Origin of the sequence: Synechococcus sp. UW106, assembly GCF_900474015.1 — a bacterium.
GTDB lineage: Bacteria > Cyanobacteriota > Cyanobacteriia > PCC-6307 > Cyanobiaceae > Parasynechococcus.
In genome coordinates this window covers 105,407-131,612 of sequence record NZ_UCNV01000003.1, presented here as the reverse complement: position 1 = coordinate 131,612, position 26,206 = coordinate 105,407, and the positions used below count along the sequence as shown (strand labels likewise).

Genomic DNA, 26,206 nt, shown 5'->3' with positions numbered 1-26,206 from the left:
TCAGCGGTCGTCGAAAACGTGCTGAAGAATCAGGGCGGGCTTGTAGAGAAGGAATCCCAGGAAAGCCGGCAACAGATCGAGCTGGGGCAGCTTGGCCGAACCAACCACAAGCAAGGTCGGAACGATGAGCTGAAAACGCCCCAGTCCACGGGACTGGTCACTGAGCCGGGCCACACTGCGGGCAAGCAAGCGCACGTACAAAAGTCCGGCGCAGGAGCCCACAAAAACACTGCCAGCCACCGAAAGGTTCATGGTGAGAGCCACGATCGGAATCGTGACGACGGACACCAGAACGGTGGCCAACAGCAGACGACGCTGAAGACGGTAGAAATCCTCCAAGCGCTGCCTGAAATGGCGCGCGGAATCTATCACGCGCATTTCTTTAGCCCTTCAGCAGCACCAGCCGCCGATCCACCAGGCGGCGAATCACCGACGGCTCAGCCAGGGTTCCCAGCGGAGCATCGGGCTGTTCCTGCAGCCTCTGCAGCAACTCCCGCTCCTCATTCGACAGCTGCAGCGGTTCCATGTTGGTGCCAAGAATCGGATCCGGCTCCCCCCAGAGGCAGGGCTGGCGCAAACCATGGGCTTGAAGGAGAGCGTCATCAGAGAGCGACGCTGGCTCAATCGGCTGAGCGGAAAGGAAGAACTCGAAGTGGCTGATGTCGGGATCCAGCTGCTCCACAAGCTCCCATTGCTGAGAAAGGGGCAACGCTTGGGCACGCTCCAACAACTCCCCGTTCAACAGGCGTGCCAGATCCCAGACCTCCGGATTCGAGAAGCCGGCGAAATGCAGGCCTGCCGTGGCGATGTATTGGAACAGCCGCTCGAGGTTGTAGCTGGTCTCCTGCGGATGCAGATACATGTCCGCGAAGTTGGCATCCGCAGCACAGTCCACGGCCCAGCGTTCACGGTGATGACGGGCGAGACGATTGGTTTCGGGCAGGGTGTCGAAGAGATCCCTACCAAGGCGCAGCCCCTCCGCCCCGGTACCGGCCTGCAGAAGAGTGAGAGCTTTCTGGGTCCGGTGAATCTCCCAGCGCCCTGCATCGGCATAAAGAAAGAGATGGAGCAAACCATGGGGGGCCAACAAACCGCTCAAAGCGCGCAGGCCCGCTTCCGGCTGATCCAGGTGGTGCAACACCCCCACCGAATTGATGTAATCGAAGGGTGCTTCGTCAGCGAGATCCAAAAGACTGCGCTGCTCCTGACGCAGGGAGGTCACCTGCTGGGCCGCCCCGGAGCGCTGACACCGTTCCTGCGCCACCGCCAGGGCCCCATCACTGATATCCACCCCGAGCACATCCGCACCCGGATTGAGATGGCAGAGATAGTCAGTGCTGACGCCGGTGCCACAGCCGGCATCAAGAATCCGCGGCCGCTCCATCCCAGATGGGATCCGTCCGTGGACTGCGGCCAGAACGCTGCGGTGACACCACCGCCAGTTGTATCCCGGGGGCGGTCCGTCCTGAAGCGGGTCCCCCGGGAAAGGGAAGCGGTCATAGAACGCACTCACCACGGGGGTCGCAGCATCACTGGGCTTTGGGTGGGCCATGGAGTGCAGATTCGGCGCCTGCGAGCTTTTCACGTCACAGCCAGCGAGACACTGCGACACCGCAGGGCCTGCAAACATTTGTTCATGGGGCCGCGGAGCATCATCCCGACAGCCGTAACGTGGCGCGATCCGGCTTGCTTTCGTCGATGACAGTGACCGCCAGCAGCGGCAGCCCGCGCGTGTCTCCCCAACTGTTCGACACGCTGCCGCTCTCCAGCGTCCGTCAGGCAGAGCAGCAGGACCGTTTCCCTGACAACGGGGAACTGAACAGTCTTGTGACCTTCTTCCGAACTGGTCAAGACCGGATCGAGGCGTCCAGGATCATTGCGGCGAATGCCGAGGCCATCGTGGCCCGCGCCGCCAACAGAATTTTTGTGGGGGGCACGCCCCTCTCCTTTCTTGAATCGCCTCTAACAACGGGCGAGACCGGACTCAGCAGTGGTCAGGGGGGCACACCACTGGCAGCAGACCAAGCCGCTTTTGAACAGTCGGTACGCACCTTCACCGGCGACAGCGGCACCACAAAGAGAGGCAACTTTCTGACCCGTCTTTTGGAAGGGGCCGGTGGGGATGCTGATATTCGTGTGGTGCTTCCGACAGGCTTCAACGCCATCAGTGTGGCCAAGTACGGCCCTGCGTTCATGCGCAAGTCGGTGCGCGATATGGGCTGGTTCCTGCGTTATGTGGGTTACGCCCTGGTGGCTGGAGACCCCAGCATCCTCGCGGTGAACACCCGCGGCCTGCGGGACATCCTTCTGGAAAACTGCTCTCTGGCTGCCACCAACGTGGCCCTTCAAGAGATGCGGGCAGCCTCCGCCGAACTGCTACGGGACCGTCCTGAAGCCCGTCAGATGACCATCGACTGCTTCAACGTGCTGTTGCAGGAGCTGGCCATTCCCACCCCCAGCACCAAGCAGCGGCAGGGGAGTGCAGTTCAACAGGGCTTGCAACTCCCGGCGATCTACGCCCTTGCCTCAGAAGGCCGCCAGCTTTTTGAGATGCGACCGGGCCTCTCCGGAGCAGAAAAAGCTGAAATCATTCGCGCCGCTTACCGCCAGGTTTTTGAGCGCGACATCGCCAAGGGTTACTCCCAGACCCCCTGCGCAGACAAAGCCAGCGCGGTCGCCCAAGGCCAGATCTCGATGCGCGAATTCGTTCGCGCCCTCGGCCGCAGCAAGGAATATCGCCAGCAGTTCCACGACGGTTTCGTCAACAGCCGTGTTGTGGAACTGGCCTATCGCCACTTCCTCGGACGGGGCATCAGCTCCCTCGAGGAATTCCGAAAGTCGTTCGCCATCCTCAGTGACCAGGGCCTCAATGCCCTCGTGGATGTGCTGGTGAATTCCTCGGAATACGCCCAGGCCTTTGGTGAAGAAACAGTTCCCTACCTGCGGGATCTCGGCACGGAAGCCCAGGAAAGCGCCGGCTGGGGATCCAACCGAAAGCTCTTCAACTTCAGTGCCCCCTTCGATGGAGCACCGCAATACGTCACCCTCTACGCCTCCTACCGCCAACCGTTTGCCGACCAGCACGTCTACGGCGGTGGCAATGATCCGGTGGCCAACAAATTCGGAGCCATCTTCCCGAGCGGCACAGCTTCAGTGGCCACCCGACCGGCACCCTACGGCTACGACAGCCGCCGCTTGCTTGTGAGCAATGGGCTCAACAGCCCCGGCCAGCTGGACAGCGACAGTTTCCGCAAGAGCCGCCCACGCAAGAGTGGTCCGCGCGTCATGCGACTTCAACAGATCGCCACGGGTGGAACTGTGAATCCAGGCCGTGGCGGTCAGCCCAGCGTGCGCACGACTGAGGCCAGCACCCAAGCCGTGATCAAGGCGGTTTACGTGCAAGTGCTAGGCAACGGCGGCTATGCGGGAGAGCGAATGAGCTCTGATGAAGCCCGCCTCGAAAACGGGGATATTCCGCTCAAGGATTTTGTTCGGGCCGTGGCCAAATCCGATGCTTTCCGACGCCGCTACTGGAGCGGCCTTTACATCGTGAAGGCGATCGAAGTGATGCATCGCCGTTTGCTTGGCCGACCCACCTTCGGACGCTGGGAAATCGATGCCCTTTTCGATACAGCCGCACGACACGGTTTCTATGGAGTGGTGGACGCACTGATCGACAGCAAGGAATACAGCGAAGCGTTTGGAGCCGACACAGTCCCCTACGAACGTTTCATCACACCCGGTGATGTGACTGCTCGCCGTGCTCCCGGCTGGGCACGTCCTCTCAAGCTTGAAGTTGCCGCTGACCTGACCCTTGGCAGCCGTCCTGAAACTCAGCGATCCGAAGCATTCCGCAGCAGTGGCGACGTAACACCACGCAACCTGCCTGACACGCAAAAGGCAGCCACCCAAGACTTCACGACAACAACCAACGCAAACGCCGCAGGACCCAGTTGGCTGTCGGTGGTGCGTCGACAAGGTCTTGCTTCCAACAAGACTGGCTTCCCAATGCGTCGAGCCAGCAACTCAACGCCAACCAGCATCGGTGGTCGCACTTGGAGCGTTGAGCTCATTTCTTCCAACGCGCGGAGTGGACAGGCACTCCCACGCATGGGAATGGCCCTTGTCACGGAAGGAGCTTCAGGGTTCCGCTTGCGGGGTGGACTTCCCGCGATGCTCGAGCTGAAACAACCATGCAGCGAAGATGAGCTCCAGACGGTTCTCGATGCGACTTACAAGCAGCTGCTCAACCGTGTCCCCATCGGAAGTGAGCGTCTGATCAGCGCCGAGTCACGTCTGCGCAATCAGGACATCGAACTGGCTGATTTCATCGCTGAAGTAGCGATGAGCGAGGCGTTCCAGAACCGGATCTCCTCGATGGCACCGCTTCGGGCCGCTTCCGCTGCTGGTTTAGCCCTGCTGGGACGAGCGACCACACCTGCTGAGACCAGCCGCTTCCTGATCACACGAGCCCAGGCAGGCCATGGTGCTGCGGTGACCGAATTGCTGGCAGATCGCATCAGCACAGCGGTGCCTCGCGTTGATGGCATGAACACCAGCTCAGGGGTTCCACAGGCCACAATTCAGCGGACAGCATCGCTGTACAGAGGAAACGCCGGCATGAATCCCCCCTCGAGCGAGGCGATCTAAGCCGTACAGCCCATTTCAGTGACAAACAACCGCCACATTCGCGACGGTTGTTCTCATTCGATCCCGGTGAAGTAAAGCTTCCTCGGGATCATTTTGTGCGTCTTAGACGCATCCCGAGCGAAGTCGCAGATCGCAGTTATGCCAGTACTTTTCTGCGCAACAAATCAGCCATGAAGAACTGTTACCCGGTCAAAACTCCCCGGCCATGGTCAGCGCAGAATGCCTCAGCCGAATCCAACGGAGCGAGCTCACCTCAGTCAGTGTTGACCGATGTGAACAAGTCTCACTCCCGACGCTTCGACCCCCTGTCCCAGCCTTTAGTCTGAGACTCGATCCTTCGGGATCACCCCTTATTCACCGGATACCGGTCTCCTACGGGCGGCCGCTTGTTTCGAGGCAGAACTGCATGAGCATCGTCTCCAACTCGATCATCAACGCGGACGCCGAAGCCCGCTACCTCAGCCCTGGCGAACTCGACCAGATCAAAGCCTTCGTCACCGGCGGTCAACGCCGTCTGCGCGTGGCTCAGGTCTTGTGCGAGAGCCGCGAGCGCATCGTCAAGCAGGCTGGAGGTCAGCTGTTCCAGAAGCGTCCCGACGTCATCTCCCCTGGCGGTAACGCCTACGGCGAGGAGATGACCGCCACATGTCTGCGCGACATGGATTACTACCTCCGCCTTGTCACCTACGGCATCGTTGCCGGTGACGTAACTCCGATTGAAGAGATCGGTGTGATCGGCGCAAAAGAGCTCTATCGCTCCCTGGGAACCCCTCTGGAAGCTTTGGCTGAATCCGTGCGCGAGATGAAGATCGTCGCCATGGGCCTCCTCACAGGAGCCGACGCAGAGGAAGCCGGCACCTACTTCGACTACGTGGTTGGCGCCCTCGCCTGAACCGCTCGCTGATTTTCTCCCTCGTCTCCTCACGGATCCATGCAAGACGCCATCACCAACGTCATCAACAAGTCGGACGTCCAGGGCCTGTACCTGGATACGTCCTCGATGAGCAGCCTCGAGTCGTATTTCGCCAGTGGTGAACTGCGCGTGCGCGCTGCCGCCACCATCAGCGCCAACGCTTCAGCCATCATCCGTGATGCCGTTGCCAAGGCACTGCTGTATTCGGACATCACCCGTCCCGGCGGCAACATGTACACCACCCGCCGCTATGCCGCCTGCATTCGCGATCTGGACTACTACCTGCGGTATTCCACGTACGCCATGCTCGCCGGCGACACTTCCATCCTCGATGAGCGGGTGCTTAACGGCCTCAAGGAGACCTACAACTCCTTGGGAGTTCCCATCGGCGCCACTGTTCAGGCAATCCAAGCCATGAAAGAAGTCACCGCTGGACTGGTCGGCCCTGACGCCGGCAAGGAAATGGGCGTCTACTTCGACTACATCTGCTCCGGCCTCGGCAACTGAGCCCCATGCGGTTGTTCAAAGTCACAGCCTGCATCCCCAGCCCTGAAAAGGTTCGGACGCAGCGCGAATTGCAGAACACCTTCTTCACCAAATGGGTTCCCTATGACAGCTGGTTCGCTGAGCAACAGCGCATCCAGAAACAGGGGGGACGCATTATCAAGGTGGAACTCTGCACCGGGGGTCAGCAGGTCAACGTCGGCAACTGAACTCCGTTCCAATTCAAGGCTAAGCCCGGTTCAACACCGGGTTTTTTTATTGCCCATCAACCATTCAACGTCTTCGCCACCAGAAGCTCTAGATCCGGCAAATCAGCCGCGTCGGCCTCACCCAACCAGAGCACGTACTCGTGGTTGCCGGCGGGGCCTGTGAGCGGCGAGGCCACGAGGCCCTGCGGCTGCCAACCCGACTCGCCAGCTGCTGTGATCACGGATTCGATGGCATCACGGTGGGCCGCCGGATCACGAACCACGCCCCCCTTGCCGACCCTGTTCTTACCGACCTCAAACTGCGGCTTCACCAGCACCAGCGCCTCGGTACCTGGACCCTGCAACAGCCGGCGCAAGGCAGGAAGGATCAGACGCAGCGAAATGAACGACACATCGGTGACCGCAAGACTGGGCCAGGGGTCATCTGCCGTGTAGAGCACCTCGGGTTGGAGGTGGCGCAGATTGGTACGTTCACGCAGCACCACCCTGGGATCGGTGCGCAGGCTCCAAGCCGTCTGGCCATAGCCCACATCCACGCCATAGACACGGCTGGCTCCGTGCTGCAGCAGGCAATCGGTGAAGCCACCAGTGGAGATGCCGCCATCCAGGCAGACGCGATCCCCCACCCGTACAGAAAAGGCCTGCAATCCAGCCAACAGTTTTTCGCCGCCACGGGAGACGAAGCGAGGGGGCTGTTCCACCCGCAATTCACGCTCGGCCGTGACTTCCGTGCCGGGTTTGTCGAGCAGCATGCCGGCACCATCCCGAACCTTGCCAGCACGAATCAGCTGCTGCGCCTGTTGCCGTGAACTGACCAGGCCACGGGTCAGGAGTTCCAGATCCAGACGCTGTTTGGACGCCATTGCGACATAAAAGCAGAACGATCCCGAAGAAAACCGGCGATCCAGAGGCTGGAGCCGGTTCTGCCGTGAGGATTTCCTCCAATCTGCATCGAGGGACGTGTCCACCCACCGCCCCCAACCCGCCAACGTGGTGCCTCTGTTGCGGCCAGGCAGCTTTGTGCGGCTCGACAACCAGCCGTCCGACCTGCCTCCGTTCCAGGTGCTGCACTGCCGTGGGGGCCGCTGCTGGGTGCGCCAGCAATCCTGGGGGTCCCACGTGCAATGGGAAGTGGAGCACGAGCGCCTCAGTGCCGCCTGAACAACAGCATCTTTGCCTTGGCAAAGTCCGGCTTTCACGGCTCAATGGAGCATCGAGAGTCCCTCTGCCCAGTACCGGTGAACGCGACAGCGCCTAAGTCCATTTCTGCCAGGCGTGAAAAGACCGGGGGAGGTAACAACGGAGTGTTTCAAAGGCTGCTGCCCTTGCCCTGGCAGCTCTGGCCGGCAGAGGCCCGCCTACTGATGGGATTGGCCGGGTTTTGGAGTGTTGCAGGACTGGTGATCCTGGCCTCGGCCAGCTGGTGGGTAGCCCTGCGGGAAATGGGTGATGGCGCCTTCTACCTGAAACGGCAGGCGATCTGGCTGATGGCGAGCTGGAGCCTGCTCGGCATCACGATCTCCACCAGCCTTCGGCGCTGGCTGCGCTGGTCAGGCCCGGGGCTGTGGATGGGCTGCCTGCTGATCGCCGCCACCCTGGTGATGGGCACCACCGTGAACGGCGCCAGCCGCTGGCTGGTGCTGGGGCCCCTGCAGGTGCAGCCATCAGAACTTGTGAAACCCTTCGTGGTTCTGCAGGCCGCCAACCTTTTCGCTCCCTGGAGCCGGATGAGTCTCGACCAGAAGCTTCTCTGGCTCGGCAGCTTTGGCGGACTGCTGTTGATGATCCTGAAACAGCCCAACCTTTCCACCGCCGCCCTGATGGGACTCACCCTATGGATGGTGGCCATGGCGGCTGGCCTGCGCTGGCGCAGCCTGGTGGGCACCGCTCTAGCCGGATCGCTTCTGGGCACCGCGAGCATCCTGATTAACGAGTACCAACGCCTGCGGGTGGTGTCATTTCTGGATCCCTGGAACGATCCGATGGGGGATGGCTACCAACTGGTGCAGAGCCTGTTGGCGATCGGATCGGGAGGCTGGATGGGCCAGGGGTACGGCCTCTCCACCCAAAAGCTGCAGTATCTGCCGATCCAGAGCACCGACTTCATTTATGCGGTGTTCGCCGAAGAATTTGGATTTGTCGGCTCAGTGCTGCTGCTGTTGTTCCTCATGCTGGTGGCCTGGGTGGGGCTGCGAGTGGCCCTGCGCTGCCGCAGCCACCAGGCGCGGCTTGTGGCGATCGGTTGCACCACGATCCTTGTGGGCCAATCGATTCTGAACATTGCGGTGGCCTCTGGGGCCATGCCAACGACCGGTCTGCCGCTGCCCTTGATCAGCTATGGAGGCAACTCGCTGATGTCGAGCCTGGTGATCCTGGGGCTGCTGATCCGCTGTTCGCTGGAATCCACCGGCTTGATCGGCGGACGATCGAGCACGCGATCACGGCCAGTGCGCCAACGCTGAGCTTGACGAGCCAACCAGCTTGCCTGGATAGGCTTTGGAAACTCGTGGGCTTCTGTGGACCTGCTGCTGCTCTCCGATCTGGCCCAGAGCAGCGAACAGCTGCTGCAGCGTGCCCTGGCGGATCCCGGTCCGCTGACCCTGGCACTGGTGTTTGGTGGCGGCGCACTCACCAGCCTGGGGCCCTGTTCCCTGTCGTTGCTACCGGTGACCCTGGCCTATCTGGCGGGCTTTGAAGATGGCCAACCGGCCTGGCAGCGGAGCCTGGCCTTTTGCGGCGGCATCGTCGGTGCTCTGGTGGTGCTGGGCAGCGTCAGCGGGCTGCTGGGCCGAATTTACGGGCAGGTACCGGCACTGATTCCCACATTGGTGGCGATCCTGGCGGTTGCCATGGGGCTGAACCTACTGGGGGTGCTGCGGATTCCGCTGCCCAGTGGTCCGGATCCAGAGCTGTGGCGTCAAAAGGTCCCGGCCCCACTGGCACCCGTTGCGGCGGGACTGGCCTTTGGCCTGGCGGCCTCCCCCTGCACCACACCAGTGTTGGCGGTTCTGCTGGGATGGATCGCCCAAAGCGGACGTCCCCTGGTGGGAGTGGTCCTGCTCAGCAGCTTCGGCATCGGCCAGGTGCTGCCTCTGCTGCTGGCCGGCACATTTGCAGCAGCCATTCCCAAACTGCTGGCGTTGCGGGGCATCAGCCGCTGGGTGCCGCCGGCCAGTGGCGTCGTGCTGCTCACCACCGGCCTGCTCACTCTGCTGGCCCGCTGGAGCTGATGGCCATGGCGATGCTTAAACGCCTGGCGGCCTGGCTCAGCGATCTGCGGCTGGCGATCGTGCTTCTGCTGCTGATCGCCCTGGCCAGTGCAGTGGGAACCGCCATCCCCCAGGGGGATCCCCCCGCTAGCTACATCGATGCTTATGCCACGAGCCCCTGGCTAGGCCTGCTCCACGGCGAGCAAGTACTGCGACTACAGCTCGATCATGTGTATTCCAGCGGTTGGTTTTTGGCCTTGCTGGCCTGGCTCGGCCTCGCCCTGATCCTCTGCAGCTGGAGACGTCAATGGCCAGCCCTGGTGGCAGCCCGGCGCTGGATCGACTACCGAACCACGCGCCAACTGAGCAAATTGGCAATCGCCGAAAGCCAGGCCTGCCTGGACCCCAGCCAAGGGCTGACACAGCTGGAGAAGCTGCTGCGGGCCAGCGGATGGGAGGTACAACGCAAGTCACAACGGCTGGCGGCGCGGCGCGGCGCCATCGGTCGGGTGGGACCTTTGCTCGTGCACACCGGCCTTGTACTGCTGATGCTGGGCGCGGCCTGGGGGGCCCTGGCGGGGAACCGCCTGGAGCGCTTCCTGGCCCCAGGCCGCAGCCTCGATCTGCTGGATCGCGATGGCACCAGTCAGCTGACGATCACCCTTGACCGCTTCGCCATTGATCGGGACCCGGCCGGCCGCACCGAACAGTTCCGATCGGCGCTGCAGCTGCAGGGCGCCAATCAAACCTTGGATGCGGAGATCAGCGTCAATCACCCGCTGCGGCATCGGGGCATCACGATTTACCAGGCGGACTGGTCATTAGCGACGATCAGCCTGCAGATCGGGCGCAGCCCCGTTTTAGAGCTGCCGTTGCAGACCTATCCGGAGCTTGGAGATCAGGTGTGGGGACTGGTGCTGCCGACCCGCCCCGATGGGACGGAACCGGTGTTCCTGAGCCTGGACAGTGAACAAGGGCCCGCCACGGTGTTCGATGCGGACGGCCAACAGATCGCTCGGCTGCAGCCTGGCGGTCCAGCCGCTGAGGTGAAGGGATTACCAATGCGGGTGGACTCGGTTCTACCGGCCAGCGGCCTTCTGCTCAAACGGGATCCTGGAGTTCCACTGGTGTACTTGGGCTTCGCTGTACTGCTGGTGGGCGGTGGATTGAGCCTCGTGGCCACCCGTCAGCTCTGGGCCATCGCAACCGATGGAGCCCTCAGTGTGGGCGGCCTCTGCAACCGCAACCTGGCCGCCTTCGCCAATGAATTACCCCAGTTGGTGCAGCAGGTGGTGGCTGCATCGGCCGACCCTGGGCAACGACATCAGCAGGGCTGACGGGTGCCGTGACTGACCTTTACCACCGTATGAACGTTGCCACGGGGATTGAAGTCGGCTTCTAACTGCATCCAAATCGGATCGGTGGCCGAGACCAGATCGTCAAGGATCCGATTGGTCACCTCCTCATGGGAGATCGACTGGTCGCGGAAGCTGTTCACGTAGAGCTTGATGGCCTTGAGCTCCACTACGCGGGGCCCTGGTTGGTAGATCAAGCGCAGCACGGCGAAGTCGGGGTACCCGGAGAAAGGGCACTTACAGGTGAACTCGGGCAATTCAATCGATACCTCATAGGGTCGCCCGGGCCGGGGATTGTCGAAGCAGATCAGCTCGGCTTCCGCGATGGCGCGTTCGCCGTAGAGGGGGGTCTGGGTCAAAGGGCTCACGGGGCCAGTTCTGAGCAGTGACCCTAGGAAGTCAAGCTTCGGCAGCGTTCTGTAACAGCGGCCACGCACAGCTCTGAGAACCGCGGCATCCTTGAGACCAGATCAGTACTCCCCCCATGAAAAAGGTCGAAGCGATCATTCGTCCTTTCAAGCTGGAAGACGTAAAGGTGGCGTTGGTTGAAGCAGGAATCATCGGCATGACCGTGAGCGAGGTCCGCGGATTCGGTCGCCAAAAAGGGCAGGTAGAGCGTTACCGCGGTTCGGAATTCACCGTTGAGTTTCTGCAGAAACTGAAGATCGAAGTTGTGGTCGAAGACGACCGAGTGGAAGAGGTGGTCAAATCGATCGCCGATGCCGCCCGTACCGGCGAAATCGGCGACGGCAAGATCTTCATCAGCCCCGTTGAATCGGTGGTGCGCATCCGCACCGGCGACCGCGACAGCACAGCGCTCTGAGCACGAAGGCCAGAACAGTTCCTATCCGCCGCGGCGTTCTCCAAGCCTGAGCGGATCAAAACTGACGGAAATACCGAATTCTTCGGCAAGTTCCACCACCCGACACCAGGCCCGATCCCCATCGGTTTCGGGTCGAAGAATGCCTCGAAGAATCACCGGGGCTGAACCGCTCTGAAGCGACATCTCAAACAACGGCCAGCCCACCTCAGCCTGAACACCGTCCTCCCGGAAGGTCGGGCTGACATCCATGGCACCGATCAGAACCCGACGGTGGCTTGCATCCCAAGCGAAAGGCAGCTCATAACGTTCCAGCAAGTCAGAGGCCAAGGCCCAGGAGCGACCCAAGGCATCCAACTGAACCGAGACTCATAACCTCGGGCCTCAATGGTCGTAGTTCCACGGAAGGCAAGCGGCTCTTTCTCAGGTCGCGCATCCGACGCCCGGAACAGCGCCTGAATTCGGCTCCTCAGCTGCTCCCCGCCATCTGTGGATCCGTTCTTGTCCAATTGCAGAAGATCCCAGCGCTCCCCCGTCCCGCCCCAGATCACCGGTCCGTAGTTGTCGTGCATCCAACGACCGTCGCGGTTGGAGGCCGCCTCGGCCATGGGTCATCACCCGCTCCACCGTGATCTGATCCGCTCCCCAGCCCAGCTGCGGGCAACGGCAGCGGCCTCAGCACAGAGGCTGTTGATCTGAGCATCCGTGGGGGGCTGAGTCCAGGGGTCAGGCACACCCCCCATGCAGGCACAGGAGAGGGCGACGCTGTTGCGGTTGCGGCCGTAGGTGTGGGCTGGAAGGTCCACGTTGTAATCGTGCAACCGGTGCACACGGCCATCACCGCTGATGATCGAGTGATAGTGCCCAGGACGAATCCAGTCGTAGGGGGTCGCCGTCCAGTGCAGGTAAAACGTTGGTCTCATCGCCTCAGGATGGCGGTGATCCGGAGATGGCACGACGGCAAAGAGGCTCGGCCAGCCGCGCGGAGGCGGCCCCATAGATTTGTTGGGTTGTTCAACCGTGCGCGCCGGTGATTGAGCGTTACACCCTCCCTGAGATGGGAGCCGTCTGGAGTGAGCAGGCGAAATTCCAGAGCTGGCTTGATGTGGAAATCGCCGCCACCGAAGCCAACTGCAGGCTCGGCCGGGTGCCCCAGGAGGCCCTTGACACCATCAAGGCCAAGGCCAGCTTTGAGGTGGAACGCATCCTCGAGATTGAAGCCGAGGTGCGCCACGACGTGATCGCCTTCCTCACCAACGTGAACGAGCACGTAGGTGATGCCGGCCGCCACATCCATGTGGGCATGACCAGCAGCGACGTGCTCGATACGGGCGTGGCCCTGCAACTCAAACGCTCCGTGGCCCTGCTACGAGATGAACTCGATCTACTGGCGGAGGCTCTGCGCGAACTGGCCAGGGCCCATAAAGGCACCGAAATGATCGGCCGCTCCCATGCCATACACGGCGAACCGATCACCTTCGGGTTCAAGGTGGCCGGCTGGCTGGCGGAAACCGAGCGCAACCGCACCCGCCTGGAACGGCTTGAGCAGGATGTGGCCGTTGGCCAGGTCAGTGGCGCCATGGGCACCTATGCCAACACCGATCCCCAGGTGGAAGCGATCGCCTGCGAGATCCTCGGGCTCACCCCCGACACCGCCAGCACCCAGGTGATCTCCCGTGATCGCCATGCCGACTACGTGCAGACCCTCGCGCTGGTGGGCGCCTCCCTGGAGCGCTTCTCCACCGAGATCCGCAACCTGCAACGGACCGATGTGCTGGAAGTGGAGGAAAACTTCGCCAAGGGTCAAAAAGGCAGCTCTGCCATGCCCCACAAACGCAACCCAATCCGCAGCGAGCGGATCAGCGGTCTGGCCCGAGTGCTGCGGAGTTACACCATTGCCGCCCTGGAGAACGTGGCCCTCTGGCATGAACGCGACATCAGCCACAGCTCCACGGAGCGAATGATGCTGCCCGATTGCTCGGTCACCCTGCATTTCATGCTGCGGGAGATGACAAGCGTTGTGAAGGGTCTCGGGATCTACCCCGACAACATGCGACGCAACATGAATGTGTATGGCGGCGTGGTGTTCAGCCAGCGGGTGCTGCTCGCCCTGGTCGGCACAGGCATGAGCCGGGAGGAGGCCTACAGGGTCGTGCAGCGCAATGCCCATACGGCCTGGAACACCGCCGGCGGCGACTTCCGCGCCAACCTCGAAGCGGATGGCGATGTCACCCGCCGGCTCTCCGCAGCGGAGCTGGCTGACTGCTTCAGCACCGCATTGCACCAGGAGAACCTGGGCGTGATCTGGGAGCGACTGGGGATTTAATCAGCGCCTGGATGATCCAAATCCCGTCGGCAGGCCGAGAAGCCGGAAGACCGAAGCCGCATCGACAATCGGCTCGAGCGGCAACATGGCATCGGTCATCGTGTCCGTGACCTTGGTGAAGGTATTGCGGTTCACAACCACCACATCACCATTGCGCAATGGCGGGTTGTTGGCACTGCTAAGCACAGCATTGGGGTCGTAACGGAGTTGCTTGACCGTGGTGCGGCCCTGGCCATCCATGCGGATCAAGTCCACCCGCTTCACACTGCCGCGGCGGGTGACTCCACCGGAAGCCAGGATTGCACCGGACAACGGAGCATTGGAACGGATTTCAACCACTCCCGGAGAAAAAACCTCACCAATGACCTGCACATTGATCGCCGTCGGGGAAAAGTTTGAGGCAGCCGTCGTCAGCAGGTCCACATTGACTGGCGATTTCGCCTTATGAACCCGGATGCTGTCGCCGTCATAAATCAACGGGTTGGGGGCAAATCCTCCTTTTTTCAGAACATTGAGGTAGTCGAATACATAACTCTGGGTGGGTCCACCAGGGGTTGCGGAAGGGCGTAGAAGCTCCAAACGGGCCAAATCCCCCGTGGCGCTAATCCCCCCAGCCTTCTGAATCACATCCACCATTGTCGGCCAGCCGCCCCCGTCGTTGCCGACTCCGGTGACCTCGCCAGTCGCCCCTAGGGATCCCGAACTGTTGACAGGAAGGGTGAAAACTCCCGAGCGCAGGACCTCGCCGGTCACCGTGACCCGGACCGGACGCTGCTCAACCAGGTCGAGATAGACCAGAGGTCGCCGGAGGAATTGGTTGTAGCCATCGGTGATCCGCTGACGCGCCTCCTCAAGGGTCAACCCCCACACCTCAACCGTGCCAAGCCGCGGCAGGTTGATGGTGCCGTCGCTCAAAACCTGAACCTGAGCCTCATAACCCTCGATCTTGAACACGGAGGTCACCAGCCTGTCCCCAGGGCCCAGGCGGTAGCGGTAGGTCTGGGGCGGCAGCCTGGGCGTGGATGGCAACGGCGGCGGCGCCTGCAGCGGCGTGGTGACCCTCGCCGGTGTTTTCAGCCAGTTGATCCGCTCTTCGGCCTTCAGCCCACCGCCAAGGAACACAGGAGCCATGAGCACAACCGCTGCAGCAACACCTGCGGAGAGACCGGTCCTTGAGGGCACAACCATGGGTGGAACTGAGACAGCATCCAATTTGACGCCAATCTTCCCGCATAATGCGATTCAGGCATATGGCCCATGACGAAGACCGGACCAGCAGCGCAGGATGACGTCCTGCTTCCTCAAGGCTGGAGCGAAACCAACCAAGCCAGCAGCCTTCTGTTCCGGCTCGACGGCCTAGAGCTGCATCTCATCCCTGGATCAAAATTTGAGGCCGTCGCCGATGCCGTCGGCACCCTGAGGGAATCCACCTACCGCCAGCAGCTTTCCGGCTCCGGCAGCACGAGAGACCTCGACGGCCGTGACGCGGCCTACGACCACTTAATCCTGCTGGAGGCCGGCAGCAGTGCCCTGGCGGGCTCCGCCAGGCTGCAGTTCATTCCTCAGTACACAGCAGCTGAGGACCTTCCCGGCAGCCAGCAGTCCTACTTGGAGCATGTCTACCCCGGCATCAAAGCGATGCTTGCGGGGCAAACCCACCATGTGGAAATTGGCAGGGTGGCGTTAGCCCAGCGCTTTCAACGCCAACCGCATTCCCTAATGGCCCTCTTCCGCGGAGGGCTCCTAATCGCAGCTCACTCGAGGTTCAGCATCCTGCATGGATTGGTCTCTTACAACCACTTCGCCCACAGCGATGCCATTAATACAGCCTTTCTCACTGCATTGATGCGGCCTCCGTACCGCAGGATCAGTCCGGTGCTGCCCCCTCCGCGTCACCCGATCAACGAAATCCAGCCCGATGACAGCATCCACCCGATCGGCAATGTTCAGGCCCTGGAAGTAGCGATCCGAGAAGAACACAGCGACGACTTCCGGCTGCCGGTTCTCTTGCGTCAATACTTCAATCTGATGGGAGCCAAGGTCTGTGACCTATCTCTGGCGAGGGATTTCAATCAGATCACTGAAATCCTGATGGCCGCCGACCTTTCTCAGCTGCCGAAAGATCGCCTGTCTTTCTTCATCGACGTTGACCACCAACCCGTCTACCAGCAATTCAGCTGGTACCGGGGCGAGTGATGAACGAAGCGACGCTGGTACTTTGACTTGATCAAAAGGGTGCGGGTGTTGACAGAGGGAATCTCCAATAAGCAACAGCTGGAGGTACGCCTTGTCGAGATCCTGCATCGCATTTCCGGCGCAGATCCGTCTGTCATCACACGTGATGCGCGCTTGATGGAGGACATCGGGATCGACTCCTTGGGGTTCTACGAAATTTTGATCGAGGCCGACACCTGTTTCGGTATTCGCATCCAAGAGGAGCAGCTGCTGCAATTCAAGACAGTTGGCGATATCCAGAGCCATCTGGAATCTCTCGACATCGATCTGACCAGCTCGAAAACCGCCTAACCGTGGCAGTGCTTCAACAGCTCTCCCAGCGTGTTTCGATCGTGGGCTGGGGATCAGTCTCACCCCTTGGCTGTGACGCAGGATCAACTTGGGATGGCGTCTTAGCAGAGCGCTCCGGCATCCGCGCCCTAACCGCAACCTGGAGCGACGATCTGCCGGTGCGCATTTCGGGCTGCGTGCCCGAGGCCGCGACAGCGTCCCTGGAGCCGCTCCTGCTGCGCCGCTCCGATCGCTGCGCCCAGCTGGGACTTCTTGCCGCCCGGGAGGCCTGGGCCATGGCCACCGCAGCCATCGGAGGCATTGACCCTGCGCGCGTGGCTGTGGTGCTGGGCACCGGCATCGGAGGGCTCCACACAATGCATGAACAGCACACCCAGCTGACCGCCGGAGGACCGAGCCGGGTCAATCCCCTCACCGTGCCGATGTTGATCCCCGACGCAGCGGCCGGCCAAGTCGCAATCGACCTGGGCCTGCATGGTGGTGCGCACACCCCCGTTTCGGCCTGCGCATCGGGGGCTGAGGCCATGATGCTGGCCCAGATGCTGCTCAATGATGGGCGGGCCGATCTCGTCCTGGCCGGCGGCACCGAAGCACCGGTGAACCGACTGGGGCTCGTGGGCTTCTCCGCGATGCGGGCCCTTTCCTCCCGTAATGATGCCCCTGAGCAGGCCTCTCGGCCCTACAGCAAAGACCGGGACGGTTTTGTGCTCTCAGAGGGTGCCGGAGTGCTGGCGATGATGCGGGAGGAAGACACCCCGTGCGGTGCTGCCCTGGGTTGGCAACTAGCCTGCGGCAGCAGTAGTGACGGCCATCACATCGTGGCTCCTGAACCTCAGGGCACCCAGGCCAGCCTGGCGATCGAGGATGCCCTACGTCGGGCTGGAGTTGAGCCTGGGGATCTCTGCGCCATCCAGGCCCATGCCACCGGCACCAGCCTTGGAGACCTCGCCGAAGCAAGGGCGCTGCGGCGCAGCCTGGGCTCTGCCGCCGATCACATCCCGGTCTTTGCACCCAAGGGGCAGCTGGGGCATCTGCTTGGAGCCGCGGGAGCCCTCGAAGCAATACTTGGATTGCAAGCGCTTCGGCAGGGGACGTTGCCCCGCAGCATCAATTCCGATCCTCTCGACCCTGAAGTGGAGCTCGCCGTGACCAGCCAAGGGCCAGTCGAGCTTTCTGGCTCAGGTGCCGAACGACTGATGCTCAAGAACGCCTTTGGCTTCGGCGGTCACAACATCAGCCTTGTGCTGTCTGCTCCCGGTAATACTGCTGAACAGCAGCGCTGAAACCCTCCCGGTCACGGGGGTCCGCGGGCAGCTGGAGATCATCCGCCCGCCCACGGCGGCAGTAAATCGTGCCCAATGGCGCTGTTAAACGACCCAGCAACAGCTGCAGCGGTTTGTAGCGCGCGCCGACGGCCCCCTCCAATCCGTCGTAGCTAAAGAACCACGGCACCACCCGGCCGCCGTAATGCTGGGCAAGCATGAAAGCACTCGGCGACACCCGCTCCTCAATCGGCGTCACAAGAGAGCCGTTGGGGGCAATCATGATTTCGCCGTGATCCCTCAGCAAGGTTGAGGCACTCATCATCCCGGCGAGGCGAGACTGGGGCTGGCGATGGTCCAAAACAGCCGAGCCTGCGTTGCGCGCGGCAGCGGCATAACCGGGCAGCACCCAGCGCAGGTGCAGCTGCGCGGTGGTCAACCCCGGCAAGCGCAAAACCCCTTGAGTCACAAGGCCATCACAGGGACTGCGGTGATTAAAGATATGCACCAAGGGGATGTCGGCCGGTTCCGAGGGTTGGCTGTCATCCACCACCACCTGAATGCCCAGGGCCCGAAGAGCCACAGAGGACGCCAGAGTCATCAAGGCTGCTGCCCAGTCCGGTCGTCGCAGCAGCATGGCCGGAAGCTGCAAGCCGTAAAGCGTGAAACCCAGAGCGGCCCAAGCCAGCCGTGCCATGAGTCGCCCTAGCAACAGCACGGGGTTACTGAGCGTCCCTGATTTCGGGATCGGAAGTCTGGGGCTGGGGGGGAGCTTACGGGCTTCCGGACCGATCGGGAACGTGGTGCGGAAGGGGAAATCTCCATCGAAATTTCCATTCACCTGCGTGGTGAGCACCAAATGGTTGTAGAAGCGATAAAACAGAGCTCGATCACTGGGCTGCGGGTCACACCAAAACGCATTGAGCGGTTTCTGATCCGTCAGACCCTCCAAGTTGTAGAAGGTGTTCCCCATCGTTTTGGTGGGCACCGCATGGAACAAAGCCTGCAGACCCACGGTGCTGTTCACCGTGATCACCCCACGGCAAGTCCGCAGGTATCGGCTGAGGGGGCCATCGTGGATGTAATGGACCCGGCCCGAGACGCCGTATTGCTTGGCGAGAAGCCGGATCAGAGATGCGTAGTTGTTGTAGCCCCGATCCCGAGGATGGTGCTTGAAGGCCAGATGGTCGGAAGCGTGAGCATGACCGGCGAAAGAGCGGATGACATCTTCAATGAAGTCATGCATGCCGCGATAAGGCGACCCCATCTGAATCTGCGAATCACTCGAGACCTGCAGAACAGCAAGGAAAAAAGAGAGGTGTTCTAGCAACCGCTGCTTCACCGATCGTTCTTGCCAGCGATAAAGCCAATAACGCCAGGTGCCGCGCACCTGACACCAGAGGAACCCTGGTGAGGGCTGAAGCTTGTGCTCCCCCTCAATAATCGGGTAGCGGGTAAAGGCGTGCTGAATAAATGTCGGAGCCTTCCAAGCCTTGCGCCAGCGCCAGCCCGGATCCAGCACGATGTTTTGCGGCAGCTGGTCGCACTGGGGCAACGCCCTATAGAAGGCTGCTGGCTGGTTGAGGTTGGAGCGAGCATTCACCCGGTCCCGTTCCAGGGTCACGTAGTTCGGGCGCAGGTAACCCAGCTCAAACACCCAGGCCTCAATGCCGAGGTTCTGCGCCTCTTCAATCGCGATCCGGTGGGGAATGATGAAGTCGCCATACATAAAGATGTGGCGTATTCCCCGCTCTTCGATCAGCCGGCGAAGGAAGGGCCGCCACGACTCCATTCCCTTGCCATACGGCACACAGACATCGGCCGGGAAGCCAAATTCCCGCAGGGGGAACGCCACCTTGGTGACAGGAATGCCGCACCCCTGCAGGTAGCGACAGAAGCGAGCGAAGAACAGACCGATGGGGCCCATCAACAGCAGAACCGGTCCGTCGATCCGCACCTGCACTAGAGCTGGCGCCCGTCCCCTGGCCAAACTGCATCCCGCCCATGAATGAGCAAAATCCTGACACGCCTCAACGGCGCCGGATCCGGCCCCAGTGGCGGAACAGGGCCTGCACAAGCGTGCGCCGCTGCGGTGGAGCGGCGCGCCAGGCCACCAGTTCGTCGATGGCCTGCTCCGGCGTAATGAACCAGCCGCTGTCGCGGCTGACATAGAGGGGATAGTCGATCAGTGCGGCATGAACCAGCTCGTCCAGGGACAAGGGCCGCTGACGGCGGCCGCAATGCTCGCGGTCGTGGGTGAGTCCCCAGCCGGCATAAAACGGCAAGCCCCAGCAATGCACCTCCAGGCCGCGCAGCAACGCCTCAAACCCCGCCAGCGATGTGAGCACGTGCAGAGCATCGATCTGAGTGAAAAGCTGCTGAATCGAGCCCTGCGGCAGCACAACATCACAGAGCTCGGCGGCATCTTCCTCGCCAGCACCGGCACGGCAGAGGCCGGCCACAACATCCGGATGCGGTTTGTAAACGAGATAAGCCTCCGGCTCCGCCGCCCGCACCGCCGCCAGCAAGGCACGGTTACTGCGCAGGCCAGGGGCGCCATAGCGGATTGACGCATCGCTTTCCACCTGTCCGATCACCAGCACAACCCGGCGCTGACCAGCAGGACGAAGCCAAGGCTCGGCCTGGAGGTTGTATTTGGTGATCGCCTCCTCCACCAACCGCTGACGCAATGCTGAAGCCCTCTGCCGTTGTGCAGAGGTCCACTCCCCCGTTGCCAGGTGTGTTTCCAGATCGCTGGGTCTGGTGGCGTCGTAATAAACGCCCTGGTGATCCACCACCCAGGACACCGGATCCACCAGATCAGCCCCCAGTCCGACCGAGCGGAGAAAACCGTCTTCCACCTGCAGCACAGGCAGCTGCCGACGCGCAGCGGCCTCGAGCAGCCGCGGCCTGGCGCGGCGGCCCCAGACCACCACAGCATCAACGCCCTGCGGAATCCGCCGCCATGGAGCGCGAAACCGCAGCTGACCGCCCGCCATGAAACGACGCAAACTGCGCTGTTTCCAGGGCGTGAAGCCGAAGACCACACATCGCCGCGGCTGTTGCCTCTGCAGGCGCCGCTGTAAACCAATCGCATCCATCAAGGTTTCGATGCTGCAGGGCTGATGCCGGTGGGGGTCGATGCAGCGGCAGGCACCTACCAGTGCGGCATGCACCAGGGCCTCCAGGCTGGCTCCCTGGCGTCGCCGGGCCGGGGCTTCACATCGGTCATGGGTCAGCCCCCATCCGGCATAGAAGGGCATGCCGAAGCAGTGAACAGGGCGCCCCCACAGCAAAGCCTCAAATCCCATCTGGGAGGTGACCACATACACCGCCCGAGCCCCCTCGAGCAGCTGCGCGGGATGGCCACCATCCGCACTCAAGCGAACGCGGGGCTGGGCCAGATCCCGGGCATTGAAATGACCCCGGGCGCGGCCGGAGATCACATCCGGATGCACCTTCAGCACCACCGTGCAGTCAGGATGTTCGACCAAAGCGGCCTGAAGCATCCGCTGAAAACAATTGGCATCGGCCAGTCCGAGAGCGATCGATCGATCCCCGGCGGATTGATCCACCACCAGCACATAGGGCTCCTGGGGAGCTTCCGCCTCCACGGGAGGGTTCACCTTGCTGAGCCGCTGCTCGCGCCAGAGCCTCTGCAGTGCGCGGGAACGATCGGCCTCAGCCCCGGTAATCGGCGCCGCGATCAACTGCTCCATTCGGCTGGGGGCCGTTGCATCGAAGTGCACCCCCAGCTCATCCACCAGCAGACCAAGCGGTGGGTGAGCCCGGCCCTTGGCCACGGAACGCAGCAGACCGTCCTCGAGATGCCACACCGGTAGGCCCCAACGGCGGGCGAGGTGCTCTACCCGCAGCGCACTGGGCCGCCGCCCCCAGGCCAGCAGCACGTCTACATCACGGCGACGGCCCGGCACCAAACGATCCGGCGCCATCAGCTGCGGCAGTGAGCGGTGCGCAAGCATGCCCCGGGCAGGAACACCGAGCCGCAGAGCAGCAGGCCTGGTCATCGGGTAAGACAGGACGCACTGAATCCTCACCGATGGCAGTCCCCCGTGGTGCGCTGGCCTTGATCCCCGCACGGGGTGGATCGAAGGGAATTCCGGGCAAGAACCTACAAAAGGTGGGCGGTGTGTCTCTGATTTGCCGCAGCATTCGTGCTGCCCAGGCCAGCCATGGCGTTGGCCGGGTGGTGGTGAGCACCGACGATGACGCCATCGCGGCAGCCGCCGAAGTCGAGGGCGCGGGTGTCATTCGGCGCCCCGCAGTCATCGCTGGCGACACGGCCAGTTCGGAATCGGCGCTGTTGCATGCTCTCGACGTCCTGGAACAGGAGGGTCCCTTGGAAACCGAGCTGGTTTTCCTGCAATGCACCTCCCCGTTCACAACTGGGGCGCAAATCGATGCGGTGCTGACTGCCTTGAGCCCAGAACGCTGCAACAGCAGCTTCGCCGTCACCCCATGGCATGGCTTCCTCTGGCGCGCCGATGGGCGGGGCATTAACCACGACCCTGAGCAACCCCGCCAACGCCGCCAGGACCTGGAACCAGCTTTTCTGGAAACCGGTGCGATCTACGCCATGCGCGTCGCCGACTTCCGGCGCTGCGGCAGCCGCTTTTGCCGTCCGTCAATCCCGGTGGTGCTGGAGCAGGTGGGGCCAGAAATCGACACGCCCGACGATCTGGCCCTATGCCGCAGCATCGCGGCACAGAAAGCCGAGTAATTTTGCTCGGCAAAGTGTCGGAGTCGATGGCGCCCGCAGAATCCAAGCGCCTCCTCGGCCGCAAGGTCACAGCCGTTGCCTGCTTCGACTCCTTCGGGAAGCTGGCGATGACCATGCTGGCTGCCTGCCGGCGGGAGGGAGCTGAGACCACCCTTTTGCTCCTGCAGCTGAACAACCGGGCCCTGTCCAGGCGGCAGCGCCTCGAAATTCGGCGGATCGATCCCAAGATCCGCATTGAAAAACACAACTGGAACGATCTGCGCCAGCTCTGTGGCGCCATGGCTGGGGACGTGGATGGATTGATCTTGGGTCTGGATGGCCAGCGCAGCCGCGATGCTCTGCTGCAACTCCAGAACATTTGGGCGCATCAAGAGCAACGGCCACGCCTCATCAGCGCTTACCCGGGAATCCTGTTCCGGTTTGGTCTCGAAGGGATGATGGATCGGTCGGGCGCCGACTTGCTCTGTCTCAACAGTGCTGACGACCTGGCCCTTTATGGGCGAGGTCGCAAGGCCCTCGGCCTCGACAGCAGCAATGCCGTGGTGACGGGCCTGCCGATTCTTTGGCATACAAAACCGCGCACATCAGCCCCGGAAACCCCCTCGATCGTGTTCTTCGAACAGCCCTCGATTCCGGTGCATCCCCTACAGCGCCGGTTCCTTTGTGAGCAGATCAAAGAGCTAGCCGCGGCCTGGCCCGATCACCCCGTGATCTTCAAACCGCGAACGTCGAGCATCGAGAGCACCCTGCACCGGCGCCATGGGGAGATGGCGAGTGTGATCGACAAGATGACGCGCGATCAGCCGAATCTTCGCCTCAGTTTCAAGCCCGCGACCCGACTGCTGCGCCAGTGCGGTTGCGCCATCACCGTCTCCTCGACGGCCGCCATGGAATCGATGGCGATGGGGATCAGCACACGCATCGTTGGTGATCTGGGCGTGACCGAAACCCTCGGCAACCACTTCTTCGCCAGTTCGGGCGCCATTGCCAGCTTCGCTGCGATCAAGGCCAACCCCTTCGACGTCACCCATGACGCTCAATGGCTCGAGCAGCAAGGCCTGCAGCGGGACGGTGAGGATCGCTTCATCACGGCCTTGGTCGACCGACTGAACAGACCGACCACACCCCTTGGAACCTCAAACCATGGTCCCCTGAGCTGGGGCAGCAGTGACTGGCAGAAGGCCGCCTTGCGCAACGGGGGCCGAAGGATGCTGAGCAGTGGTGGCGCCCGCTCCAGCCAGCGCAAACGGCACCGCACCCGGCGCATGCTGCGCAGCCTGCGGGACAGCGTGGTGGGGTTCGGCTGGCTGTCGAAACTGCTGCGGGAACGATGACCCTTCTGCTGATCAGCGACGGAGGGCTGGAGCGTTCCGCCTGCTTGCTGATGGCAGAGGCGCTTGAACACCAGGGTCAGCGCTGCATCACGGCTGGGCCAAAACTTCATGGACACCAGCCCCTGGCCACACCTGCACAGCAGCTGAACATCGATCTGCAGCATCTGCCCGCACACCCTCTGTTGGATCAGGTCTCAGCCATTGGCTTGTTCCTGGAGAAGCCAGAGCAGGTTCAGCACTTCATCGAGACCTATCAAGGCCTCTGCAATGCGCGCGGTCGGCGCGCGGCGAAGCTATTCAGCGGCCCCCTCGTGCCCTTGGTGGGCGATGCCCTGATCCGCGATCTCACGCTGCGCATGGGCTGTGATCTTCTTCTGGTGAGCGGCGAACACCAGCGCCGTCAACTTCGATCACTCACCTTCAACTGGCCCGCCAGCCTGCCGACGCCGCCCGTGATCAGCACGGGCTTCTGGTTTCCCCAGACCACACCCTGCGCTCCAGCCCAGCAGCCCCTGCTGCTCGCATTGATCCAAGAGAGGATCCCCACCCACATTGGAGCCCGCGATCAACTGCTGCGCCAACTCAACACCTGGGCGCGGCAACGGCCGAAATGGACCGTGATCTTGCAACGCGACCACAGCTGGAGCTCGACGACGGCGCTAATGCCAGGCGACGCGCCCCTCGCCGAGAACCTGGTGGAAGCCTCACCAGGCCAGCTACTGCCACTGCTGGGATCCTGCACCGCCTGCCTAACGGTGAGTTCCCCTTGGAGCCTGGCGGCGATGGATTGGGGCCGCATCCCAATCATCGTGGGCGACTACGGCATCCATGATGAACAAAACACGACGGGCTTCTTCGGCTGCGGTGCCATGCATCGCCTGCGCAGCATCCCCAACCTCGATGCCGTGAACGCGCTGCCAACGGCGAACCGAACCTGGCTCGATGGCATGGGCGCTGACATCAAAGACGGACCGAAGCGCCTGATCGAAGCCCTGAGCGAGCTTACCCGCCGGGACGTGAGATGACAGCGACACCGACACGGCCCACGCTCAACGTGCTGTTGATCGCTGACAGTGACAGCCAACTGCTGGCCTGCGAGGCCCTCTGCGGCGCTCCGACCGCGCTGAACGTGCACTGGACCCTCAACGTGATTCCACGGGATGGAACACCCCAGGGGTTGTTGCAACGCCTCGGTCAGCACATCACCCTGCGCCATCAGGGCCTGGCTCGGCTGCTGAGCGATCAGCGTCTGCAGAGCTTTGATGCCATCGGCGTGTTCTTGACGGGCAGCAAGCTCAATGACATCCGTCTTGCCCTGCAACGGCATCCCAAACGCCCCTTGCTGTTCTGTGGTTTCAACGGCGTGGTGCTGGACCACTTCATCGAAGGGGTGAGCTGGCGGCTTGGCTACGACCTGATCTGCCTCAGCGGACCGCGAGATCAGGAGGCCCTGGCCCAGCTGGTGGAGGGGACCCCATTTACACATCAGCGCACCGTGCTCACCGGTCTGCGGCGCAACGCCCCCAGCTCAGACCTGGTTCCTGTCGCCCAGCGTCCGCGGCGCCTGGTGTTTGCCGAGCAAGTGATCATGCCCGCATCGCCCCCCGAACGGGCCCGGCTGGTGCGGCTGCTCAGCGATCTTGCTATCCGTTCTCCTAACTGGGAGGTGCTGATCAAACCCCGAATCGCGCCGGGAGACGCCACCTTTCATGACGTCGAAACCCACATCAGCACGACCCTGCAGCAGACCCTAGGGGTGCCTCCCGCAAATCTGCGGCTGGACTATCGCCCGCTGCCGGTGTTGCTGAAGCAAGCCAGGCTGCTGGCCACCCTTTCCTCGACAGCTTTTTTCGACGCCCTCGACTTCGGCTGCCGGACGATTGCCATTAGCGATCTGGGCCTGCAACCGAACTACGGAGGCCACGTTTATGCGGGCAGCGGGGTGTGGCGCTCCCTGGAAGCCATCCCCAACCTGGATTCCCTTGATGCCGAAGGGCCATCCCCGGATCCGCGCTGGCTGGAGTGGATGGGCTACGGGCAGCAATTCAGCCCCTCCGCCCTGCTCCAGGCCCTGCAGGAGCAGAAAGGCCAGCCACCGCAATTCCTCCCCAGCACGATCGGCTACCCGGGCAATGCCCAGTCCAGCTTCAACCAACTGCGGTTGGGAGCGGAAGCCGCCATCGCCACTGGCGACTGGAGCAGTGCTCAGGAGCTGCTGTGCCAGGCGGCCCTGATGCGCCCGCTCCACCGCGGCGTCGCCCGTCGATATTGGGCTGTCCGCCAGCCCAACGCACTGCTGCGGCAGATCGCACTAGTGATCTCCTACAGAGATCTGAAGTAAGTTCGACGACTAACTC

Annotated in this window: 27 protein-coding genes; 17 read left to right on the top strand and 10 right to left on the bottom strand. The window is 62.3% G+C overall.

Going from position 1 to position 26,206, the window contains the following annotated elements; all coding sequences use genetic code 11:
• Positions 1–339, bottom strand: coding sequence for a hypothetical protein (locus DXY30_RS01965; RefSeq protein ID WP_115022430.1), 339 nt, complete (start codon positions 337–339; stop codon positions 1–3).
• 43 nt (positions 340–382) lie between these two features.
• Complete coding sequence (locus DXY30_RS01960) at positions 383–1,552, bottom strand: class I SAM-dependent methyltransferase (protein WP_115093300.1); 1,170 nt, start codon at positions 1,550–1,552, stop codon at positions 383–385.
• 146 nt (positions 1,553–1,698) lie between these two features.
• Here DXY30_RS01960 and DXY30_RS01955 point away from each other — a divergent pair, with 146 nt between their 5' ends.
• The 4 genes from DXY30_RS01955 to DXY30_RS01940 all read left to right on the top strand — a co-directional run bounded on the left by DXY30_RS01955 (position 1,699) and on the right by DXY30_RS01940 (position 6,276).
• A complete protein-coding gene (locus tag DXY30_RS01955; protein WP_115093154.1) occupies positions 1,699–4,650 on the top strand; it encodes a phycobilisome rod-core linker polypeptide in 2,952 nt (983 codons plus the stop codon).
• A 406-nt stretch (positions 4,651–5,056) separates the two neighbouring features.
• Complete coding sequence (locus DXY30_RS01950; protein ID WP_006849995.1) at positions 5,057–5,542, top strand: allophycocyanin subunit alpha; 486 nt, start codon at positions 5,057–5,059, stop codon at positions 5,540–5,542.
• 39 nt (positions 5,543–5,581) lie between these two features.
• Positions 5,582–6,070, top strand: coding sequence for an allophycocyanin subunit beta (gene apcB / locus DXY30_RS01945; protein WP_115022433.1), 489 nt, complete (start codon positions 5,582–5,584; stop codon positions 6,068–6,070).
• 5 nt (positions 6,071–6,075) lie between these two features.
• Entirely contained in the window at positions 6,076–6,276 is a 201-nt protein-coding gene (locus tag DXY30_RS01940; protein WP_006851140.1) for a phycobilisome linker polypeptide, read from the top strand.
• Between the two features lie 56 nt (positions 6,277–6,332).
• Here DXY30_RS01940 and DXY30_RS01935 read toward each other — a convergent pair whose 3' ends face one another.
• Positions 6,333–7,139 (bottom strand): TlyA family RNA methyltransferase, encoded by an 807-nt coding sequence (locus tag DXY30_RS01935; protein WP_115093299.1) that lies wholly within the window; start codon positions 7,137–7,139, stop codon positions 6,333–6,335.
• A 97-nt stretch (positions 7,140–7,236) separates the two neighbouring features.
• Here DXY30_RS01935 and DXY30_RS01930 point away from each other — a divergent pair, with 97 nt between their 5' ends.
• From DXY30_RS01930 to DXY30_RS01915, 4 genes are all read left to right on the top strand, one after another.
• A complete protein-coding gene (locus DXY30_RS01930; RefSeq protein WP_115022436.1) occupies positions 7,237–7,437 on the top strand; it encodes a hypothetical protein in 201 nt (66 codons plus the stop codon).
• Between the two features lie 203 nt (positions 7,438–7,640).
• A complete protein-coding gene (locus DXY30_RS01925) occupies positions 7,641–8,738 on the top strand; it encodes an FtsW/RodA/SpoVE family cell cycle protein (RefSeq protein WP_244281224.1) in 1,098 nt (365 codons plus the stop codon).
• A 54-nt stretch (positions 8,739–8,792) separates the two neighbouring features.
• Entirely contained in the window at positions 8,793–9,506 is a 714-nt protein-coding gene (locus DXY30_RS01920) for a cytochrome c biogenesis CcdA family protein (protein WP_115093153.1), read from the top strand.
• A 5-nt stretch (positions 9,507–9,511) separates the two neighbouring features.
• Positions 9,512–10,822, top strand: coding sequence for a cytochrome c biogenesis protein ResB (locus DXY30_RS01915; RefSeq protein WP_115093297.1), 1,311 nt, complete (start codon positions 9,512–9,514; stop codon positions 10,820–10,822).
• On the opposite strand, the gene queF is transcribed toward DXY30_RS01915, so the two are convergent.
• The gene (queF, locus tag DXY30_RS01910) at positions 10,810–11,199 is read right to left on the bottom strand and encodes a preQ(1) synthase (RefSeq protein ID WP_115093152.1); all 390 of its coding nucleotides are present in this window, start codon (positions 11,197–11,199) and stop codon (positions 10,810–10,812) included. The two genes, DXY30_RS01915 and queF, sit on opposite strands and share 13 nt — an antisense overlap.
• Positions 11,200–11,324: 125 nt before the next feature.
• Here queF and DXY30_RS01905 point away from each other — a divergent pair, with 125 nt between their 5' ends.
• On the top strand, positions 11,325–11,663 hold the full coding sequence (locus DXY30_RS01905; protein WP_006851285.1) for a P-II family nitrogen regulator: 339 nt from the start codon (positions 11,325–11,327) through the stop codon (positions 11,661–11,663).
• Positions 11,664–11,684: 21 nt separating this feature from the next.
• Here the strand turns inward: DXY30_RS01905 and DXY30_RS14655 are convergent, their stop codons facing one another.
• From DXY30_RS14655 to DXY30_RS14645, 3 genes are read right to left on the bottom strand one after another with little or no spacing between them, the layout of a single operon-like run.
• Positions 11,685–11,912, bottom strand: a complete 228-nt coding sequence (locus DXY30_RS14655; protein ID WP_371638512.1) for a hypothetical protein — start codon at positions 11,910–11,912, stop codon at positions 11,685–11,687.
• A gap of 8 nt (positions 11,913–11,920) precedes the next feature.
• Positions 11,921–12,268 carry a hypothetical protein gene (locus DXY30_RS14650; protein ID WP_371638510.1) on the bottom strand — a complete coding sequence of 116 codons (348 nt, stop codon included), beginning with the start codon at positions 12,266–12,268 and terminating at the stop codon, positions 11,921–11,923.
• Positions 12,269–12,274: 6 nt separating this feature from the next.
• Positions 12,275–12,583 (bottom strand): hypothetical protein, encoded by a 309-nt coding sequence (locus DXY30_RS14645; protein ID WP_371638508.1) that lies wholly within the window; start codon positions 12,581–12,583, stop codon positions 12,275–12,277.
• A 107-nt stretch (positions 12,584–12,690) separates the two neighbouring features.
• Here DXY30_RS14645 and purB point away from each other — a divergent pair, with 107 nt between their 5' ends.
• Positions 12,691–13,986: an adenylosuccinate lyase gene (gene purB / locus DXY30_RS01895; protein ID WP_115093151.1), complete on the top strand. Its 1,296-nt coding sequence runs from the start codon at positions 12,691–12,693 to the stop codon at positions 13,984–13,986.
• Here purB and DXY30_RS01890 read toward each other — a convergent pair whose 3' ends face one another.
• A complete protein-coding gene (locus tag DXY30_RS01890) occupies positions 13,987–15,174 on the bottom strand; it encodes a polysaccharide biosynthesis/export family protein (protein ID WP_115093150.1) in 1,188 nt (395 codons plus the stop codon).
• 69 nt (positions 15,175–15,243) lie between these two features.
• Between DXY30_RS01890 and DXY30_RS01885 the strand changes: the two genes are divergently transcribed.
• The 3 genes from DXY30_RS01885 to DXY30_RS01875 are packed head-to-tail and all read left to right on the top strand — an operon-like array spanning position 15,244 to position 17,795.
• Entirely contained in the window at positions 15,244–16,182 is a 939-nt protein-coding gene (locus DXY30_RS01885; RefSeq protein WP_115093149.1) for a GNAT family N-acyltransferase, read from the top strand.
• Positions 16,183–16,221: 39 nt separating this feature from the next.
• On the top strand, positions 16,222–16,512 hold the full coding sequence (locus DXY30_RS01880; RefSeq protein ID WP_244281210.1) for an acyl carrier protein: 291 nt from the start codon (positions 16,222–16,224) through the stop codon (positions 16,510–16,512).
• A 2-nt stretch (positions 16,513–16,514) separates the two neighbouring features.
• Complete coding sequence (locus DXY30_RS01875) at positions 16,515–17,795, top strand: beta-ketoacyl-[acyl-carrier-protein] synthase family protein (RefSeq protein WP_244281209.1); 1,281 nt, start codon at positions 16,515–16,517, stop codon at positions 17,793–17,795.
• Here the strand turns inward: DXY30_RS01875 and DXY30_RS01870 are convergent.
• Together DXY30_RS01870 and DXY30_RS01865 are read right to left on the bottom strand one after the other, a co-directional pair.
• Complete coding sequence (locus tag DXY30_RS01870) at positions 17,746–19,764, bottom strand: capsular biosynthesis protein (protein ID WP_115093148.1); 2,019 nt, start codon at positions 19,762–19,764, stop codon at positions 17,746–17,748. The genes DXY30_RS01875 and DXY30_RS01870 overlap by 50 nt on opposite strands.
• Before the next feature lie 40 nt (positions 19,765–19,804).
• Complete coding sequence (locus DXY30_RS01865) at positions 19,805–21,802, bottom strand: capsular polysaccharide biosynthesis protein (protein ID WP_115093147.1); 1,998 nt, start codon at positions 21,800–21,802, stop codon at positions 19,805–19,807.
• A gap of 32 nt (positions 21,803–21,834) precedes the next feature.
• Between DXY30_RS01865 and DXY30_RS01860 the strand changes: the two genes are divergently transcribed.
• Genes DXY30_RS01860 through DXY30_RS01845 form a run of 4 tightly spaced genes read left to right on the top strand, consistent with a single transcriptional unit; the run spans position 21,835 to position 26,190 of the window.
• Positions 21,835–22,515: a cytidylyltransferase domain-containing protein gene (locus DXY30_RS01860; RefSeq protein ID WP_115093146.1), complete on the top strand. Its 681-nt coding sequence runs from the start codon at positions 21,835–21,837 to the stop codon at positions 22,513–22,515.
• 26 nt (positions 22,516–22,541) lie between these two features.
• Complete coding sequence (locus DXY30_RS01855; RefSeq protein ID WP_115093294.1) at positions 22,542–23,849, top strand: DUF6716 putative glycosyltransferase; 1,308 nt, start codon at positions 22,542–22,544, stop codon at positions 23,847–23,849.
• The gene (locus DXY30_RS01850) at positions 23,846–24,874 is read left to right on the top strand and encodes a DUF6716 putative glycosyltransferase (RefSeq protein ID WP_115093145.1); all 1,029 of its coding nucleotides are present in this window, start codon (positions 23,846–23,848) and stop codon (positions 24,872–24,874) included. The genes DXY30_RS01855 and DXY30_RS01850 overlap by 4 nt, the downstream gene beginning before the upstream one ends.
• Positions 24,871–26,190: a DUF6716 putative glycosyltransferase gene (locus DXY30_RS01845; protein ID WP_115093144.1), complete on the top strand. Its 1,320-nt coding sequence runs from the start codon at positions 24,871–24,873 to the stop codon at positions 26,188–26,190. The genes DXY30_RS01850 and DXY30_RS01845 overlap by 4 nt, the downstream gene beginning before the upstream one ends.
• Positions 26,191–26,206 lie beyond the last annotated feature (16 nt).

Coding starts and splice junctions, on each gene's coding strand:
- DXY30_RS01960 (WP_115093300.1), bottom strand. CDS start 1,552: ATGGCCCACCCAAAGCCCAGTGATGCTGCGACCCCCGTGGTGAGTGCG.
- DXY30_RS01955 (WP_115093154.1), top strand. CDS start 1,699: ATGACAGTGACCGCCAGCAGCGGCAGCCCGCGCGTGTCTCCCCAACTG.
- DXY30_RS01950 (WP_006849995.1), top strand. CDS start 5,057: ATGAGCATCGTCTCCAACTCGATCATCAACGCGGACGCCGAAGCCCGC.
- apcB (WP_115022433.1), top strand. CDS start 5,582: ATGCAAGACGCCATCACCAACGTCATCAACAAGTCGGACGTCCAGGGC.
- DXY30_RS01940 (WP_006851140.1), top strand. CDS start 6,076: ATGCGGTTGTTCAAAGTCACAGCCTGCATCCCCAGCCCTGAAAAGGTT.
- DXY30_RS01935 (WP_115093299.1), bottom strand. CDS start 7,139: ATGGCGTCCAAACAGCGTCTGGATCTGGAACTCCTGACCCGTGGCCTG.
- DXY30_RS01925 (WP_244281224.1), top strand. CDS start 7,641: ATGGGATTGGCCGGGTTTTGGAGTGTTGCAGGACTGGTGATCCTGGCC.
- DXY30_RS01915 (WP_115093297.1), top strand. CDS start 9,512: ATGGCGATGCTTAAACGCCTGGCGGCCTGGCTCAGCGATCTGCGGCTG.
- DXY30_RS01905 (WP_006851285.1), top strand. CDS start 11,325: ATGAAAAAGGTCGAAGCGATCATTCGTCCTTTCAAGCTGGAAGACGTA.
- DXY30_RS14655 (WP_371638512.1), bottom strand. CDS start 11,912: ATGGATGTCAGCCCGACCTTCCGGGAGGACGGTGTTCAGGCTGAGGTG.
- DXY30_RS14650 (WP_371638510.1), bottom strand. CDS start 12,268: ATGGCCGAGGCGGCCTCCAACCGCGACGGTCGTTGGATGCACGACAAC.
- DXY30_RS14645 (WP_371638508.1), bottom strand. CDS start 12,583: ATGAGACCAACGTTTTACCTGCACTGGACGGCGACCCCCTACGACTGG.
- DXY30_RS01890 (WP_115093150.1), bottom strand. CDS start 15,174: ATGGTTGTGCCCTCAAGGACCGGTCTCTCCGCAGGTGTTGCTGCAGCG.
- DXY30_RS01885 (WP_115093149.1), top strand. CDS start 15,244: ATGACGAAGACCGGACCAGCAGCGCAGGATGACGTCCTGCTTCCTCAA.
- DXY30_RS01865 (WP_115093147.1), bottom strand. CDS start 21,802: ATGACCAGGCCTGCTGCTCTGCGGCTCGGTGTTCCTGCCCGGGGCATG.
- DXY30_RS01860 (WP_115093146.1), top strand. CDS start 21,835: ATGGCAGTCCCCCGTGGTGCGCTGGCCTTGATCCCCGCACGGGGTGGA.
- DXY30_RS01855 (WP_115093294.1), top strand. CDS start 22,542: ATGGCGCCCGCAGAATCCAAGCGCCTCCTCGGCCGCAAGGTCACAGCC.
- DXY30_RS01850 (WP_115093145.1), top strand. CDS start 23,846: ATGACCCTTCTGCTGATCAGCGACGGAGGGCTGGAGCGTTCCGCCTGC.
- DXY30_RS01845 (WP_115093144.1), top strand. CDS start 24,871: ATGACAGCGACACCGACACGGCCCACGCTCAACGTGCTGTTGATCGCT.